Raw genomic sequence first — 18,510 nt, forward strand, 5'->3', positions numbered from 1 at the left:
CCTGAGGTAGTTTTATACTACCCCATAAATACACCATATAAAGGAGTGACCCCTTTGAAAAGAATCATCCTAACTGGCGGCGGTACCGCTGGTCATGTAACCCCTAATCTGGCCCTAATCCCAAGACTCCAAAAAGAGGGCTGGGATGTAAGATATATAGGCAGTAAAAACGGCATAGAAAAAGAACTAATAGAAGAACTAAAAATACCCTACTATCCCATATCTTCAGGAAAACTTAGAAGGTATAAAGATATAAAAAACCTAACGGATCCTTTTAAAGTTCTAGCAGGGGGGGCAGAAGCATTAAATCTTATTGCAAGACTAAAACCAAGCATAATATTTTCAAAAGGAGGCTATGTAACAGTCCCTGTAGCGGCAGCAGGATGGTTTTTAAGAGTCCCTATTATCATTCATGAATCCGATATAACTCCGGGACTTGCTAATAAACTGGTCTTTCCTTTTGCAAAAAAGATATGTGCAAACTTTCCAGAAACCCTAGAATATATCCCAACAAAGAGAGGAATTCTAACAGGAACACCAATAAGAGAAGAATTATTTTTAGGAAATGCCCAAACAGGACGTAAAATATGCGGATTCGATAATAATAAACCCGTTATAATGATGATGGGAGGGAGTTTAGGCTCAGTTATTATGAACTCTATACTCCGCAAATTAGTCCCTATACTAACGGAACCATTTAATATCATACATATTTGTGGAAAATATAATAAAAAAGATTCCTTAGAGGGTACTAAAGGATACAAACAATTTGAATATGTAAAGGAAGAACTACCCCACCTATTTGCAGCAGCAGACCTTATCATATCGAGGGCAGGGGCAAATTCCATATCGGAGATACTAAGTCTGAAAAAACCAAATATCCTAATTCCTTTATCTGAAAAAGCCAGTAGGGGCGACCAAATTTTAAATGCCCGTTCCTTCTACAAACAGGGATTTAGTGAACGATTAGAAGAACAAGAACTAACAGAAGAAAGTTTATTTCAAACCATAATGGAGTTATATAGGAACCGCCAAAAGTATATAACTGCCATGGAAAAAAGTGATACCGTAAATGGAATTGAAAAAATAATGGAATTAATCCGTACCCACGGAAAAAAGTAATAATTAAAATACCCGAATATTTTATTGCAAAGAAAAATCGGGTATGTTATGCTGAATTTAGAAAAGGCTTTCTATAAAGGAGGTATATACTTGGAAGTCCCTACCATACTAGATGTAGCAAAACAGGCGGGAGTTTCTATAACTACCGTATCTAGGGTAATCAATAATAATTATCCTGTGAAAAAGGAAACAAGAAAAAAAGTAGAAACAGCTATAAAAAACCTGAACTTTAAACCAAACCACCTAGCTAGAAGCCTAATTAATAAAAGTACGAATACACTGGGAGTAGTGATTCCTAGTATTACCAATCTCTTTTTCCCCATAGTAGTAAAGGGAATTGAAAATATATGTAATAAAAAAGAATATACTCTTTTTCTATGCGATACCGATAGCAACGAAGATTCCGAAAAGAACCAAGTCAAAAACCTAATGGACAAGCAGGTGGACGGAATCCTAGTTATAGATCCCCAGTATAAAAATATAGAAAACGGTTTCTATGAAGATATAGCCCTAAAGGTACCCCTAGTATTAATCAATGGCTACCATAGGGGGATTAAAGCCAACTTTGTCCTAAATGATCAAGAAATGGGGGCATTACAAGCTATAGAATATTTAATAAATTTAGGCCATAAAGAGATAGCTTTTCTTAGGGGTAAAAAAAGTTACTCCTATGACCTAAAAGAAGAAGTATATTATGAAACCCTAAAAAAGCATCAAATCCCCGTAAAAAAAGAAAACATATTAGTAATAAACGATGGTAATGGCATAGAGACTGTGGAACTAAGTATTAATAAAGTTCAAAAGAGACTAAGAGAAGGTCAGCCCCCAACAGCAATTTTTGCCTGCAATGACTGGATGGGGGTAGGAGCAATTCAAGCTGCAAAAAAACTGAATAGGAAAATCCCAAGGGATATTTCAATAATAGGATACGACAATATCGTAATCACTGAACTCAGTGAACCAAAGCTTACAACCGTAGACCAAAACATGTATACCCTAGGGGAAGTAGCAGCAAACCTACTTTTAAAAACAATAGAAAATCCTCAAAAAGGTTTTAAAAAAGTAATCCTAGATACCAACCTAATTATCCGGAATTCTTGCACCACTCTGCATCCTTAAAAAATAAAAAAAGGAGGACCCAAAATGAATAATGAGCAATTAAAAACCCATTTCACCAAAACCTTTGGTGAAGGGCCACGCCCATCCCTATTTTTTGCTCCAGGGCGTATCAACCTAATAGGGGAGCATATCGACTACAACGGGGGTCATGTATTCCCCTGTGCCTTAGACTTTGGAACCTTTGCCCTAGCTAGAAAACGAAATGACAATAAGATAAAACTAGCATCCCTAAATCTGCCACTAGAAGTCACTGTAGATTTGGATAACATCCAATACGATGAAAAAGATGATTGGGCAAACTATCCTAAGGGAGTAGTGCATGAATTCCTCAAAGAAGGCTTTAAACTAGGGGGATTTGAAGTCTTATATTATGGGAATATCCCCAACGGTGCAGGACTTTCTTCCTCAGCTTCTATAGAAGTACTTACAGCAGTTTTTCTTAAAGATTTTTTCACCTGTGATATTGAACCAATAGAAATGGTAAGGCTTTCACAGAGGGCAGAAAATCAATTCGTAGGTGTCAACTGCGGAATTATGGATCAATTTGCCATAGGCATGGGCAAAAAAGATATGGCAATGTATTTAAATTGTGACACTTTAGAATATACTTATGTACCAGTAGTTTTAAAGCAAATGAAATTAATAATATCTAATACTAATAAAAGAAGGGAATTGGCAGATTCCAAATACAACGAAAGGCGAAAAGAATGTGAGATAGCTCTAAAAGCTCTTAAAACCTGTCTTAATGTAGATAATCTTGCAGCTATCACCCCAGAAGAATTTGAAGAAAATAAACTTACAATAACCGATGCAGTTATAAGAAAAAGAGCAGAGCATGTCATATATGAAAATACCCGAGTAAAAGAGGCTGTAAAAAAACTCAAAAAAGGGGATATCACAGCTTTTGGAAAACTCCTAAACCAATCCCATGAATCCCTGAGGGATTTATATGAAGTAACGGGTGACGAACTAGATGCCATGGTAGAAGAGGCATGGAAAGTAGAAGGGGTCCTAGGCTCCCGTATGACAGGAGCAGGTTTTGGAGGATGTACTATATCCATAGTTAAGGAAGAAGCAGTAAATAAATTTATACGGCAGGTAGGAGAAAACTATAAAAGAATAACTGGTTTAAATCCAGAATTTTACATAGCCAATATCAAAGATGGAGCAAGAAAAATTGATTAGAAAGGAGCACCCATGGAAAACCTTTACCCACAAAAGGATATAGAAAATCTCATACAATATGCCCTAGATAAAGAACTTATAACAAAATACGATACTATTCCTATAAGGAATGCTCTGATGGAAGTGTTAAAAATTAAGGAACCTTATGGCGCTAAGGGATTATCAAATAAGGGGAGTGAAAATGTCACCTCTCCTAAAAACTACGATATATATCATATACTAGATAATCTCTTAGACTACGCCTACCAAAGGGGAATCATAAAGGAAAACACCATTACCCATCGGGATTTATTTGACACCAAAATTATGGGTATACTAACCCCTAGGCAAGGAGAGGTAATAAAAGATTTCGAGTATCTAGAAAAAGAAGAAGGCATAAAAAAAGCCACAAATAAGTTTTATGACTTTTCCAAGAATACCACATATATCCGTATGAACCGTATAAACAAAAACCTATACTGGAATATCCCTACAGAATATGGAAGGATGGAAATGACAGTTAACCTATCAAAACCAGAAAAAGATCCAAAAGAAATAGTAGCAGCAAAAAGCTCCCCTCAAAGTAGCTACCCAAAATGTCTTTTATGCATAGAAAACATAGGATACTCGGGAAGAGTAAATCATCCCGCAAGACAGAATCACAGGGTAATACCCCTGAATCTAGGAGGGGGAAACTGGTATTTTCAATACTCCCCCTATGTATATTATAATGAACACTGTATCGTTTTTAATGGAAACCACACTCCTATGAAGCTAACAAACCAGAGTTTTATCAGGATGTTTGATTTTATTGAGAGATTCCCCCATTACTTTGTAGGCTCCAATGCAGATCTTCCCATAGTGGGAGGCTCAATTCTAACTCACGATCATTATCAGGGGGGAAGACATAGATTTCCTATGGAAATGGCGGAAACTATAAAAAGCTTTACCCATCCTGAGTACAAAAACGTAAAAGCTGGAATTATTAAATGGCCCCTATCTGCCATAAGATTAAATAGTTCTAACAGGGTTGAGCTTGAGGATTTGTCATTTTATATTCTAGAAACCTGGAGAAATTATACTGATAAAGAAGCAGGCATCATAGCCCATACTGATATGCCTCATAACACCATAACACCTATAGTGCGCAAAAATAAAACAGGAAATTGGGAAATAGATTTAGTACTTAGAAACAATAGAACCAGTGACCAATACCCAGATGGTATATACCACCCCCATAGGGAAGTCCATCATATAAAAAAAGAAAACATAGGCTTGATAGAAGTTATGGGTCTTGCAGTACTTCCAGGCCGCCTAAGCCTAGAGCTTAATTTGATAAAAGAGATATTAACAGGGAGGGTATCCTTAGAAAACCAATTGTTACTTAATCCAAAACTAAATCAGCATATTCCTTGGATAAAAGAATTAACATTTATTTATGGTATATCGAATTCCCAAACAGAAGCCAAAACCATTCTAGAAAAAGAAACTGCCCTAAAATTTAAAACGGCCCTAGAACACGCAGGGGTTTACAAACAAACTAAAGAAGGGCAGCAATCCTTCCAAAGGTTTCTAAGCCATATGAATTTTAGACAATCATAATACTGTGGGGCCTATATACTGCCAAAGATAACAAGCCCTTTTCTTCCCTTTATTTCCCTAAAAACTGCACTACCTATTTTCTCTATTTATGCTATAATAACTAGATGATAATCAACAAATTAAAACAAGAAGAAGGGAAGAAAAGCATGAAAAAATCACTATGGCTCCTATGTATACTTATCATAGCCCTTACAGGGTGTTCAACTAAGCAATCTGAAGATAAAAATGACAATCAGCCTAAGCAAATTATCCAGTTTGATACCCCACAGGTAGGGGAAGAAATAGCTATAATGACTACCAGCATGGGGATAATAAAAATCCGTCTTTTCCCGGAATATGTCCCTAAGGCAGTAGAAAACTTTACAACTCATGTAAGGGATGGCTACTATGATGGTCTAACCTTCCATAGGGTAATTGAAAATTTCATGATACAAGGAGGAGACCCAAATGGCGACGGCACAGGGGGTAAAAGCATATGGGGGGAACCCTTTGAAGATGAATTTAACCCCTATATCCTTAACTTTAGGGGTGCTCTTTCTATGGCAAATGCAGGACCCAACACTAATGGTAGTCAATTTTTCATAGTTCAAAATAACTTCCTTGAAAAAGAATACCTAGAACAATTAGAGCAAGCAGGGTATCCACAGGAATTAGTAAAAATATACGAAGAAAAAGGGGGAACTCCCCATCTTGATTTTAGGCATACCGTATTCGGACAAGTATTTGAAGGAATGGATGTGGTAGATGCCATCGCAGCCGTAGAGGTGACAGAACCGGGAATAAAAGATGCACCAAAAGATTCGGTAATCATTGAAAAAATAGAAATAACCAAGTTCGAAAAATAGTCGAAGAATATCAAAAAGCTTAAGTTATATTCATCCTTAGTCAATGAAGGATCTTAAAAGTCATAACTAAAAGGGCCACTACGGACTTCCTATAATCTAAAATAAGTTGGGGGATGTTATGGATATAATAAAAAACCAAGGTTTTGTAGAAAAGCATTTAAACAAAAATATGTACTTATCCATCATGGATGGAGTATTGTTTGCTTTTGGAGCAGGGATGGCACCTCTTACTACTACCATAATATTTTTTATAAGTCAGTATGTGCAAAATAATATACTAATAGGGCTTTTGACAACCATGTCAACAGTTTTAGTTAATTTTCCACAGATATTTATGGCTAAGATTATAGAATCAAAGCCCAACAACCTAAGAATACTAAAATGGATTGCCCTATCACAGCGTCTTATGTGGTTTTTTATGGGCATATCCGTACTTTTTATAAAAAGTTCCGCATGGATGATAGCTGGTGTCTATATAAGCTATGGTCTATATTCCCTTTTAACGGGGCTAATTAACGTTACCTGGACGGACATGATAGCTAAAGTAGTACCGTCAAGATTAAGGGGAAGGTTTTTTGGCATTAGAACGGCAATCACCAGCGGTGCGGAATTTTTAGGTGCCTTATTTTGTGTAGTGGCCCTTGGGTTTTTATCATTTCCATTTAATTATGGATTAATCTTTATATTAGTAGGTGTTTTTACCACATTATCTTACATTGTACTTATGCAAATGAAAGAGCCGGATTTTGTAAGAAACACCAATAGGGAATCCTTTTTAAAATATGCAAAAAACCTATTAACAATTCTTAAGGAAGACAAAAACTTTACCTTTGCCATATGTTCTATAGGTCTTGCCATAATAGGTAATGCCGCAGCAAACTTTAGAATCGTATATGCTAAGGAAATTTTGTCCATTACCCCCAAGGAAGTTGCCTTATTGACCTCCCTATGGCTAATTAGTAGAAGTATTTTCTCGGTTATATGGGGTATAATCAATGATAAAAAAGGGTTTAAATTCGCCATGATAGCAGGGCATTTCATATATCTTTTAAGCTATCTCCTAATGGGTAATATAAGAGGTATAGGCTTGTTATACTTTATCTTCATACTCCATGGAATAGCAGAAAGTGTTGTACTAGTAACCCAATCAAATTTCATAATATCCTTGGGGGGAGAAGAAAAAAGAGCCACTTATCTTGGGCTTTCTGCTATCCTATTTACCCCCTTATCTGCCATAGGACCAATACTTATGGGGTTAATCATAGAAGGGATAAACTATCAAGTGGCATTCTTAAGTGCAGGGGCAATGATGGCAGGGATGATGCTCATAATGTATAAAAAAGTAGAACTAGTCAAGTAGTCCTTCTCTTTTGGCTTCGTCCTCCATAGCCACAACTAAACTATAAAGCTCCTCTGTGGAATCCGCCTCGATGGTAAAGACATGGCCATCCTTAAGCTGCATCACTGTAAAAAACGGTTTTTGGGGAATTCCCGTACTAGAGATTTCTTGAATTAAGTCTTCATAAGATTTCATAAAAAATACCTCCATCTTTCTTGCATATTAACTTTAAAATTACTATACTCTATATAGTATAACATCAAATCATATTTTTATTATATTTTATTCCTATAAGGGCAGGCTTTTATGTCTGTTCGCAACCACGAAAGGAGAACAATAATGGCAAAAGAACTAACATCTCAAGAATTTCAAACAGAAGTACTTAACTCAACCGAACCGGTCCTAGTAGACTTTTTCGCTACTTGGTGCGGACCATGCAAAATGATGGCACCTATCATCGATCAACTTTCAGAAGAAATGAGTGGCAAAGCAAAAGTATACAAAATAGATGTAGATCAGGCCAGGGACTTAGCAGCCCAGTATTCAATTATGAGTGTCCCAACCCTAGTATTTTTCAAAGACGGTGAGGTAGTAGATCAAATGGTAGGAGCAGCACCTAAAGATAAACTCATAGATAAACTAAATACCCTAATGTAAAAATAAAACCTATCTTCGTTAAAGAAGATAGGTTTTATTTTTTATATTTACCTACATAGAGAACAATAATTCAGTGAAGATGGCCTTTACTCCACCCTCTTAATTTTCCGATAACCTCAAATCTACGAATCCAATATTTGCTTTGGCGCCTTTTTCAAAAGAACTTGCTTTAATCTCTATTTTTAGATTCTTAACATTATCAATAGCTACATTAAGATTGATGGGATTCATATTTCCCCTAATGAAATCACTTTGATAAAGAATATTATCATTTTCATCATAAAGAATTAGTTGCGCATGGATATCTTCAGTATTATTTCCACCGCTGAGAAATCCAAATTTCCCCACTAGGTGTTTAAACACTTTATCTGATTTAGTTGAATCCTTTGACTTAGAGAAATTTTCTAGTTTATAAGATACTGTAGAGGAAGCAGTACTATTCCTATACTTATCGGGCTGTATCCCTTCTAAATAAAATAGTTTCTTACCATTGTCATCTTTAACAACTAACTTACCTGCTGCACTGAAGTCTTCATATGAAAAGCCATTTACATAAGTATCTTCACCGATAGCTCCATTACTAGTTATATATACTGTAGAAGTTTTAGAATCCCATTTAGTTTGCATATCTAGTGCTTCTGCAATATATGCTAAGGGGACGTAAATTCTTCCTTCATACATAAAGGGTTTAAAAGAAGTAGGGGTCTTATCAGCCCCATTAACAATAATTCTTTTTACTGCATCCACAGCTACTTGTATAGGCTTATACTGTGCAGCATACGATAAGCTGCCACTAAGCATAGTACAAGTTAAGAATCCAACTAAAAATGATTTTAAACTAAATTTTCTCATGAAATCCTCCTTATTTATATAAAGTGTAAATTGAGGATATTATATCAAAATTACAAAAAAACTTCAATACAATATTACGTCTGTATTACAAAAACAAAAACCCCTTGCAAAGAAAATAATTCCATATTATAATAATTTCCGCAGGCATATTCCACCAGTTTTCAGATTTGTTATAAACTGTGGACAATATTACAGTATTGTTACATATCTATCAAATTTGTTGACTGGTAAAATTTGCAGTGTTATAATCTATTTTGTAAAGCAGAGATTAGCAGGATTTGACATATCTCTGAAAAAACAAAACAAAACAAAATCAAGGGAGGAAAAGAAATGTTAAAAAGAAAGCTAGCAGCTTTATTAGCTGGAGTAATGGTTATTGCATCATTACCAATGGTATCCTTTGCGGCTTCTGATAACCGTATTGACAAAGTACCAACAATTAAGAAAGACACAGAACTAAACGACACAAATTTAATTATTAATCCTAAGGCAGGAGATGATGTTAATTTAGGTGAAAAGTTCACTTTAACATTTGAAAATGCTGAATGGAGATCTGATGCAGGAGCTACAGGTGAAATAGTAGGACAATTTGCTTACAAAGTAATCACAAAGAAGATGGTAGAGTTTACATTAAAAAGAGCAGTTACAAATGGTGAGGATGAACTTCGTGTTCCTATGTTTGTAAAAGTAACAGATGCAGGTGAAGCGAAAGTAACTATTGATCCAATGGCAACAAATATTTCTGCAGGTTCATATGTAATTGCAAACGCAGGAGACGGTTCTACTAAAACAACTGTTTTAGGAACACCAGATTTCCCAAATTCACTTAAATTGGACACAATTATGATTGAAGAATTAAAACCAGGTTCAATCGAAAAAGTGAACACAGAAGATAGAGAAATTAAATTAACTGCACCAGCAGGATTCGAATGGGTAGATGGATTAGCAAATGTAACCTTAGAAGCAGCTGGCGGATTTGATACAATAACCCCGTGCAGCTCAGAATATGAAAAGTACGGAAGATGTAATCAAAACGATAATAAAGAAATTCTTATCATCAAATACAGAGCTACCCGTACAGCTCAAAATACAAATGGAAGAATCATTATTAAAGATCTTCAATTAAAATCTACATTAGATGCTGAATTCGGTGATGTTAATGTTAAATTCGCAGGAAGCAACATTACTGAAGAAACTCTTAAAGTAGGTAAATACATCGAATATGGTGTAACAGTAAAAGCTGACGGAGATCCAAACGAATTATTCTCTGGTAAATGGGAAATGAATGATCTAGAAAATGATCCAGAAAATGCTGAAAAAGGTGACCATGAACTTCAAAAGTTAGTAATTGAAGAAAACACTGTTAACTCTTGGGCATCTGAAAGAAGAACAGTAATTGAATATCCAGAATGGTTCAAAATCACAAGAGTAAAAGTAGACGATGCTAGCGAAATTGCAGGAGCACCTTTCAAAGGCGTTGATGAATCTGATTCAAGAATCACCGTGAATGCTGATAGAAATATCATTATCTTAAGTGACATTGAAGTTAACTCTGGTAAAAAGGGTAAAGTTGTTCTTAAGGTTTGGGGTTCTATCGAAGGTGGAGTTGAAGGAGACCTTGTTGCGGAAGTATCAGGTCAGGCATTACCAGAGGCATTTGAAGTTACATTAGCAAAAGTTGTACCAGTTGTAAAAGCTGCTATCAAAACAGCAGAAGTACAACTTGGATATAGAGAAGTAGCAGTTAATGATGTTACAATCACTGAAACAAAAGCAGGAGCTTTCAAAAGAGGAAAGGTACTTTCTTTCAGAGCAGAAAGCATGGGCTTCAATAAGAACTACAAGCCAGTTGTAGAAGTTACAGGTGACTTAGTACTTGGTGATGCAAGAGTAGCAAATGGAATGGTGTCTATGGAAGTTAAACGTGAAAGTAAAGAAGCAAGTACAATCGTAGTTAAAGGTTTAACCGTAGATATTAGCCGTTCATTACCAGAAGGTTCCTATTCATTATTAATCGGTGGAAACCGTTTAGATGATGCAGTAGTAGCTAACTTTAAAGAAGTAGATGGTCCAATTAATGATGAATACCAATTTAACGTTGATGCAATAGAAGTAGAAGATTTCATTAAAATCATTACACCAGCTCCTCATAAAGGAGAAGTTTCTGGTTCATTATCAAAAGTTTCCTTTACAGTAGGCGCTACAGAGTATACAGTTGGAGAAGATGTTGCTGTAGCTGATGCAGCTCCATATATCAAAGACGGACGTACAATGCTTCCTGTAAAATATGTTGCATATGCATTAGGTATTGAACCACAAAACATTAAGTGGGATCAAGCTACTAAGACAGCTACAATCCTTGGAGATCGTGTAATCCAAGTTAAAGTTGGAAGCAAAGAATTAGTAGTAAACGGTGCAGTTCTTCAAATGGATACAGCAGCAGAAGTTGTAGATGGAAGAACATTCCTTCCTATCGCTTGGGTTGCTAGTGCATTAAATGTTCCATATACTTGGGAAGATGCAACTAAGACAGTTACATTTAACTAAAAATAACTAACCCTATACAAAAGAGAGACCCCCTAGGGGGTCTCTCTTTTAAATATAATTTATAGGAGGCTATTATGTTAAAAAAGAAAATAGGATATATAATAATTGGAACAGTAATGGGTAGTATTTTAACTATGTCGACGGGAGTATTAGCACAGAGTTCAAAGTTAATATCAGCATATCTAGGAAATCATATTAGATTTGAATTCAATGGAGAAGAAAAAAAACCACCACAGGATAAACCGGCAATTATTTATAAGGATTCAGTATATGTGCCTATACGCTTTATAGCTGAGGGAAGCAATATGCCCATAAACTGGAATGCCCAAACTCAAAAAGTAGAGATTAAAACTCCAGAGCCTGAAGTAATTGAGAAAATAATTTACAAGGAAATGCCCAAGGAAGACGATGATAAAGAAATAGAGGATGTAAAAGAAGTAGAAGAAAAAGATACAAGAATTTATCAGACTTATCCGATTTTAAAAACGTATATTGATATGGATGTAACAGTACAAACTGTCTTAAAAAGTGATAATGAAACAAAAATATTTGTAGCTATTAAAAACAAGGAATTTACCCCGTTACAACTGATTCAAAGTGAGACTATAATTGAGGTAGACGGAACCACCTATAATATATCCGATATCACAAGTGCAAGGTGGGATGAGAGTTGGTATCACGATGTACGAAAGGATCAAATAAAAGAGGGTTTCATAATATTTAAAAACATCCCAGAAGATTCAAAAGGAATTCATCTAGTCTTAAAAGTTCTAAAGAATGATGGTAGCGGAAAATATGCAGAAGTTCCTTTTGATATAAAATTAAACTAATAAAGAAAGGAAAATGCAAGTGAAAAAACCCCTTAAAAAAATAACATCTATAGTTTTAGCCATGGCAATGATTTCCTCTGTAGCCCCTGTCTATGGAGCTAATATCCCTACCCTTCAGGTGAATGGTATTTCCCAGCCACTTCAAGTATCACCAATTATTGAAGACAATACTAGATTGGTCGGATTAAGGGAAATATTCGAAGCGTTGGGGACAACAGTTAGTTGGAATAAGGATACAGGTGCTATTGTGGCAAAAAATATAGATACAGAAATTAAACTAATACCAGGAAGAAAAATAGCATATAAAAATGGGACACAAGTTGAATTGACTGCTGCACCAAAACGGGTGGATGGGAATATCATGGTTCCCCTATGCTTTGTTGGGGAACTATTTGGAGCAGAAGTGATATGGGATTCAGATAATAATATAATTCAAATTGATACCACCCCTGAAAAGCCAGTAGAAGAAGTAAAGCTAGTGGAGTATCCGGTTCTTACTATAAATGAAATAGGAACGAAGATAACCTATAGACAGGCAATAGATAAAGCCCTAAAAAACAACGTATCCCTAAAAATTTTGGAAGAACAAGCAAAGACAATTGAAGAACAACAGAAAAATGCAAGAAATGCAGTTATTATAAATGCTCTTCCATCAGATGGAGTGAATGCAATACCAGAACAAATGATACAAGAGAATCTAGCGCATCTTGGTGCAATCAGTGCTTTAGTTCAAACAGACTATGGTGTAGAAGCACAAAAATATCAAAGGGAAATTACAGAAGGAGCCATAAAATATCAAGTGAAGGTATATTTTGACTCTATCAAATCACTTAAAAAGGCAATAGAATTATCAAGTAAAGCACTAGAACTGGATAAAACTAACTTAGATATCACAAAGAAAAAAGCAGAATTAGGGCAAGAAAGCGGATATAATAAAATAAAGGCGGAGCAAGATTATTCAAAGAAGCAAAGAGAATTAGAGCTTCTTAAAAAGAATCTTGATGATCTTTATATATATTTAAATCGACTTATCGGAGCAAATGAAAAAGAGAGATTCGTATTAGATTACAATGCTGAATATACCCCTATGGATATGGATGAAATTCAATTAAATGCTTTTATCGAAAGAGCATTAGTAAGAGATCCATCAATTATGTTACAAAAAGAAAATGTAAAAGTTGCAGAATTCAATCTCAATAGCTATGTCAATATTACAGGACAGGTAAGTGTGAATGATTCTTGGAATATGAGAAATAATGCCTTAGCCAAGACAAAGCTTGAAGAAACCCAAGCAAAGCAAAACCTTCGCGATAACTTAAACACTACCTATAATGAAATTAAAAGACTTGAGGAGAAATATGAAGTAAATGCTTTAGCATTAAAACAGGCTAAAGCTCAATACGATATACTAAAAGCTCAATACGACCTTGGCATGATAATTGAAGCTAATTTAAAAGAAGGGGAACTAGCAATTCTCATGGCCCAAATAGAATTAGAAGAAACTATAGCTAATCATGCTCAAAAACTATATACTTTCAACAATTCATTTCTTCTCACCCGCTAACTAAATAACTGATGAACCAGCTTCATCAGTTATTGTATATTTCATTACCTCTTGGCAATAATGCAGCTAGGAGGTGATTTTTTATGGCATATAAGTGGAGAATTCAACGAATAGGCGGAGTTTATCATATAATTCAAAGGGGAAATAATAAGAGTAGTATTTTTAGGGAAGAAGTTGATAGAGGTTATTTTATAAAACTTCTAAAAAAATATAAGAAGGGGCTTGGATATAAGGTATATGCCTTTGTATTGATGGATAATCACTACCATCTTATCTTACAAACCTTAGGAGCAAAGCTTCAGGATGTTATGCATAGGATAAATTTACAATACAGTAGATTCTTTAATAGTAAGTATGAAAGAATAGGACACGTATTTCAAGGTCCATATAAATCAATATTAGTGCAAGATGAAAAGTATTTATTTTCACTTATAAGATACATTCATCAAAATCCCATAAAGGCACATATATGCACCAGGGTAGAAGATTATAAATGGAGTAGTGATTATTTCTATAGAACTAATTATAATGGGCTTGTAGATATAGATTTAATTCTTAATATGATATCCCAGAACAGAAAACACGCAATAGCTACATACAAGGATTTTATTAGTAAAAGAATTATAAATAGTGAAGATTCCATAGAAGAAATTACTTGTATTAGGGAAGGTGCACAGGAAGAAATCAAAAAAGCTGCAACAGAAAAGACAACAAGACCATCCCTTGATGACATACTAAAAATGATAATTCCAGATGGAGATATAATACAAGACATTAAAGACGGAAAAAGATATAGAAATTTAAAAAAATATAAAGTCCAATATATTAACAAAGCCTTAGAGTGGGAATATACACAACAAGAAATAGCAAACAATATTTCACTCAAACAAACCGCCATAAATTATCTAATAAATAACTGATGAAGCTGGTTCATCAGTTATTTATCTGTTGAAAAGTTCACATTAGGGATATATAATATTATATGAGAGGAGTGATGATGTGGATAAAGACATAAAACAAATACTTGAAATCATCATGGGTCGTTTTGATAAAATGGATCAGCGACTAGATAAAGTGGACCAGCGATTAGATAAAATGGACCAGAGACTAGATAAAATGGATCAGCGACTAGATAAGATGGACCAACGATTAGATAAAGTGGATAAACGATTAGATAATTTAGAGAAAGAATTGTATGAATTTAGAGTAGAGATGAAAGAGGAAATTAGAGGAATAGATATCAAAATTGATTTAATTTATAATAAATTGGACTCAGAAATTAAAGAAATAAAAAGTAAACCGGAACCAAGATTTAAAATTATCCGTGAACAATAAATTGAAATAAAAAACTAGGGGATCTTAATGGTCCCCTAGTTTTATTTCTTAGTTAATGTTTTCAACAGACACTTCCATATTAAGGTTTTCTAAGATATTTCCATTAGTATCTGTGATAGAGTATGCTGTATTGTCTAATGCGTTAAATGTTACATCCAATTTTTGTCCATTCCAGTTTTCATTACCATCGTTGATTACAAGAACTATTTTTGTTCCATTTACGATTTGGATTTTCTCGATTGCAAGTTTCTTACTACCCTTCTTAACTGTAAAGCGGCTGATTAATAAGTCATTAGCTGCAGTACCTTTTGCAAGGGTTACAGTAGTTACATCATTTACTGTTTCAGAAGTTGTTTCAAGAGATACATCTCCACCAAATCCAAATTGAACAGTTTCTCCAATTTCAAATACGATTTCTGTTTTATTTCCGTATACTGCTTTTTCTACAGTTGCTTCTGGTGCATATTTATCGATTGCATCGATATGGGATACGCTTCCTAGTAATCCTAGGGTAGTGCCATAGATGTTTTCTGTGGATACACTTTGAGCAAGTTCTAATTTTAATAAAGCAGCATCGAATTTACCGTTTTGTTCTAAGTCTTCTCTTACATGAAGAATTAGTTTGTATTCATCATTGGCATCTTTGTATTCTATGCTAAAGATGGATAGTGCTTGGTTGTTTCCTTTTTCTCTGATGATGAAGTCCCTTCTATCAAGGGTGCTTTCATTGATTGGGTGATTTAATTTTAATTCAAGAGCATTTTTGCCTATTACGGATACTTCTTCTACTACTGGAGCCTGTGCTGCTAGGTCTAATCCACCGTCAGTAGTTAAATCAAGAGCAACAGTGTAGATTTCATTTCCCGCTAGGTCAGTCACATTTTGTACTTGAAGTGCTATGATATCGTCATAGTTATCTGATAGAGTGTAGTTGTTGCCATTTACAGACCATTCAGATGGGAATTTGATTTCTACTGTTTTTCTATCGCTTAGTAATGTGATTTCTGCATCGCTTGGAAGGTTGTAGAATAATCCACCTATACGATATTTGTAGCTGTTACTGTTTAATGCTGTAGCTTTATCTACTTCCTCAGAGTATTTAATGAGGATTCTCATATCTTCCCCTGTTCCTACTATATTGTAAGAATCAATAGATACTCTTTCTAAGTCGTTGATTGTTATTTCTTCTAGTGTAGGAAGAAGTTCGTTTTCTAAAGCAGAAAGGTCAGTTACACCACTGATTTCTAAGGTATAGTCCCCTGCCGCTACAGAAGAGAAGGTTACTTTGATTCTGTTTTTCTTAGTTGGATCTGCATATCTCATATCAGCTGCAGCTTTTTCTTTGTTGTCTTTATCGATTAATGTATATACACCATTGGTATTTACATCTTTATCGAATGTTACATAAAGAATGTTTTGACTGTTATCGTCAGTTTCGATATTTACTACTTCAGGTCTTGCAAGATCGATTTCTGGAATTACGTCTAATTTAATTTCTTTTGCAACATTACCGGAAAAATCTTCTACATTTTTAACGATAAGAGTTGCTCCGTTTAATGGTAGGTAGTTACCGTTGCTAAAGTTAATTGCATAGCGAAGGTTGTTGTCGCTATCTTGAGTAACTTCGGATGCATTACCTGTTTTGCTTCCGGATTTCCATGTTACCTTTGATGGAGCTAATCCTTTGATTTCTTCGCTAAATTCTATTACTACTTTATTTTGAGTAGCGCTAATGATTTCAGCTTCTGGTGCATCTTCATCTTTTTCTACTGTGAAGTCCATTTCTACAGCTTTTAGATTGAAGCCTGCAGCATCTTCTATATCGCTACTGATAGAAAGGGTATGGTCCCCGTCCTTAAGAGCATTTCTAAAGGTAATAGTAAATACTGTGTTTTTGCTATTAGCTTCGATAGAACCACGAACCAAAGCATCATCTACTTTGTAAGATGCAAGGGTATCAGCATTTTTTACAGGTTCACTGAATGTGATTGTGATAGATTGGTTTCCTTTTACAGTTAAGTCTTCAACTTCAGGAAGTTCGTTGTCAAATACATTTACAGTAATACTTGTTTTTTCGATTTTATTTCCTTTAGTATCTTTGATGTCTTTGATGGTGTATTTGGTATCAGTTGTTTGACGAAGAGCAGTGTCTAGTGTTACCAATACAGATTTACCATCTTTGGAAATTTCGAAGATATCTTCTGCTCCAAGGCCTAAACGCGCATTGGTTACGGTATCTTTATCTAATTCCTTAGAAAATTGGATAGTAAATTGTTTTAAGTTATGTCCTATAACCTTAAGAACTTTAAGATCTTTATATTCTCTAAGGACTTTAACTGTTTTTTCTACTTTTATACCTTTGGCATCAACAGCAACTACTTTAATTGTGTTTTCCCCTAGTTCTAAGGATACCTCAGCGGAGAATTTATTATCTTTTATTGTAGCTTGTTTGCCGTTTACTGTTATGGTTGCAGCAGTATTTAAGGAACCAGAAATAATAATGGTTTCTTTTTCGGTAATACCTTCTACCTTATCTAGATTTAATTCAAGAGAAGCCACGTTTAAACCTAGGTTTTCAGCTAGAGTTTTATCACTGCCTACGGGTTTAGAAAGCAATGCTTCGTATGTGAAATCTGCAATTTGGAGCACTTGAATATTTGATGCTTCTACTTCAGATACGGATTCAATTAAACCTTTAGATTGTGCAAACAAAGGAATAGATACCCATGTAAAATCTACATTTTCAACGTATCCAAGGCGAACTAACATCATTTTCATGTACTCACGAGCACTTACAGTTCCCATTGGATTTAAGTTTCCGAGGTGATCCCCTGCGATACCGATTTCAGGGTGTGCTTTTAAGTACGCTGCCAACTTACGAATAAATTGACTGTGACTTCCATTAACATCCTTAAATGTTGTTTTACCTTCCCAGGCAAAGTTATTCATTTCTTCATATTTGCCCATCATTTTAAGTTGCATTACGAAGGCACGATATCTTGTCATTGTTTGAGTTCCAACAACACCATTGCCTTCTCCTGTGATGATTCCAAGATCTGTTAAGGTATCTAACTTATCTTGTTTAGATAAGCTTCCTGCAAAAGCCATACTTGTGGAAGATAGAACCACAGAGGTTGCCAATGCAAAGGATAATATTTTCTTTTTGAGATTGTTCATTAAGCTTTCCTCCTTATTTGTTTTGCTTTGAACACTACATTATGTTGATGACTTATGTCGACCAACTACAAAGTTATTATAGTTGATGTGGTTAACATAATCAAGGGTTTTCTTGTTGCCAAAATTATCATCAGTTTACAGAAAACTGATTTTGAAAGCATTAGAAGTGCCTGTATTTACCCGAAAGGGGTTACGCTTCATGGTCAAGAGAGAATGGTAATAATAGAAATGACTAGAGCACATTGATTATGTTTGCGACTTATGTCTATCAACTACAAGATTATTGTATCTAACTGATAGGATTCAAGCAATATAAAAAAAATGGCAAATTCCCGTAAAGGTATCTTTTATATCGAT

General features: G+C 34.9%; 15 protein-coding genes. 12 read left to right on the forward strand and 3 right to left on the reverse strand.

Annotated features, from left to right (window positions below):
• The first annotated feature begins 54 nt into the window (after positions 1 to 54).
• From GX308_08425 to GX308_08450, 6 genes are all read left to right on the forward strand, one after another.
• The gene (locus GX308_08425; protein ID NLK22082.1) at positions 55 to 1,122 is read left to right on the forward strand and encodes an undecaprenyldiphospho-muramoylpentapeptide beta-N-acetylglucosaminyltransferase; all 1,068 of its coding nucleotides are present in this window, start codon (positions 55 to 57) and stop codon (positions 1,120 to 1,122) included.
• 90 nt (positions 1,123 to 1,212) lie between these two features.
• Entirely contained in the window at positions 1,213 to 2,241 is a 1,029-nt protein-coding gene (locus GX308_08430; protein NLK22083.1) for a LacI family transcriptional regulator, read from the forward strand.
• A 24-nt stretch (positions 2,242 to 2,265) separates the two neighbouring features.
• Complete coding sequence (locus tag GX308_08435; protein ID NLK22084.1) at positions 2,266 to 3,426, forward strand: galactokinase; 1,161 nt, start codon at positions 2,266 to 2,268, stop codon at positions 3,424 to 3,426.
• Between the two features lie 12 nt (positions 3,427 to 3,438).
• Positions 3,439 to 5,007, forward strand: coding sequence for a UDP-glucose--hexose-1-phosphate uridylyltransferase (locus GX308_08440; GenBank protein NLK22085.1), 1,569 nt, complete (start codon positions 3,439 to 3,441; stop codon positions 5,005 to 5,007).
• A gap of 104 nt (positions 5,008 to 5,111) precedes the next feature.
• Complete coding sequence (locus GX308_08445) at positions 5,112 to 5,852, forward strand: peptidylprolyl isomerase (protein ID NLK22086.1); 741 nt, start codon at positions 5,112 to 5,114, stop codon at positions 5,850 to 5,852.
• Between the two features lie 118 nt (positions 5,853 to 5,970).
• Positions 5,971 to 7,212, forward strand: coding sequence for an MFS transporter (locus GX308_08450; GenBank protein NLK22087.1), 1,242 nt, complete (start codon positions 5,971 to 5,973; stop codon positions 7,210 to 7,212).
• Here GX308_08450 and GX308_08455 read toward each other — a convergent pair.
• A complete protein-coding gene (locus GX308_08455; protein NLK22088.1) occupies positions 7,201 to 7,386 on the reverse strand; it encodes a hypothetical protein in 186 nt (61 codons plus the stop codon). The genes GX308_08450 and GX308_08455 overlap by 12 nt on opposite strands.
• Before the next feature lie 144 nt (positions 7,387 to 7,530).
• On the opposite strand from GX308_08455, the gene trxA reads away from it, so the two are divergent.
• Positions 7,531 to 7,848 carry a thioredoxin gene (gene trxA / locus GX308_08460; GenBank protein NLK22089.1) on the forward strand — a complete coding sequence of 106 codons (318 nt, stop codon included), beginning with the start codon at positions 7,531 to 7,533 and terminating at the stop codon, positions 7,846 to 7,848.
• Positions 7,849 to 7,947: 99 nt separating this feature from the next.
• Here trxA and GX308_08465 read toward each other — a convergent pair whose 3' ends face one another.
• On the reverse strand, positions 7,948 to 8,700 hold the full coding sequence (locus GX308_08465; GenBank protein ID NLK22090.1) for a copper amine oxidase N-terminal domain-containing protein: 753 nt from the start codon (positions 8,698 to 8,700) through the stop codon (positions 7,948 to 7,950).
• A gap of 330 nt (positions 8,701 to 9,030) precedes the next feature.
• Between GX308_08465 and GX308_08470 the strand changes: the two genes are divergently transcribed.
• The 5 genes from GX308_08470 (at position 9,031) to GX308_08490 (ending at position 14,976) form a co-directional block, all read left to right on the forward strand.
• Positions 9,031 to 11,247, forward strand: a complete 2,217-nt coding sequence (locus GX308_08470) for a copper amine oxidase N-terminal domain-containing protein (protein ID NLK22091.1) — start codon at positions 9,031 to 9,033, stop codon at positions 11,245 to 11,247.
• 74 nt (positions 11,248 to 11,321) lie between these two features.
• Positions 11,322 to 12,077 carry a hypothetical protein gene (locus GX308_08475; protein ID NLK22092.1) on the forward strand — a complete coding sequence of 252 codons (756 nt, stop codon included), beginning with the start codon at positions 11,322 to 11,324 and terminating at the stop codon, positions 12,075 to 12,077.
• Positions 12,078 to 12,096: 19 nt separating this feature from the next.
• Complete coding sequence (locus tag GX308_08480) at positions 12,097 to 13,641, forward strand: TolC family protein (protein NLK22093.1); 1,545 nt, start codon at positions 12,097 to 12,099, stop codon at positions 13,639 to 13,641.
• Positions 13,642 to 13,724: 83 nt separating this feature from the next.
• Positions 13,725 to 14,561, forward strand: coding sequence for a hypothetical protein (locus GX308_08485; protein ID NLK22094.1), 837 nt, complete (start codon positions 13,725 to 13,727; stop codon positions 14,559 to 14,561).
• A gap of 79 nt (positions 14,562 to 14,640) precedes the next feature.
• Complete coding sequence (locus tag GX308_08490; GenBank protein NLK22095.1) at positions 14,641 to 14,976, forward strand: hypothetical protein; 336 nt, start codon at positions 14,641 to 14,643, stop codon at positions 14,974 to 14,976.
• Between the two features lie 48 nt (positions 14,977 to 15,024).
• Here the strand turns inward: GX308_08490 and GX308_08495 are convergent, their stop codons facing one another.
• Positions 15,025 to 18,153, reverse strand: a complete 3,129-nt coding sequence (locus GX308_08495; protein NLK22096.1) for an Ig-like domain-containing protein — start codon at positions 18,151 to 18,153, stop codon at positions 15,025 to 15,027.
• Between the last annotated feature and the right edge of the window lie 357 nt (positions 18,154 to 18,510).

It is taken from the genome of Candidatus Epulonipiscium sp. (genome assembly GCA_012519205.1).
In the GTDB taxonomy this organism is placed as follows: domain Bacteria; phylum Bacillota; class Clostridia; order Lachnospirales; family Defluviitaleaceae; genus JAAYQR01.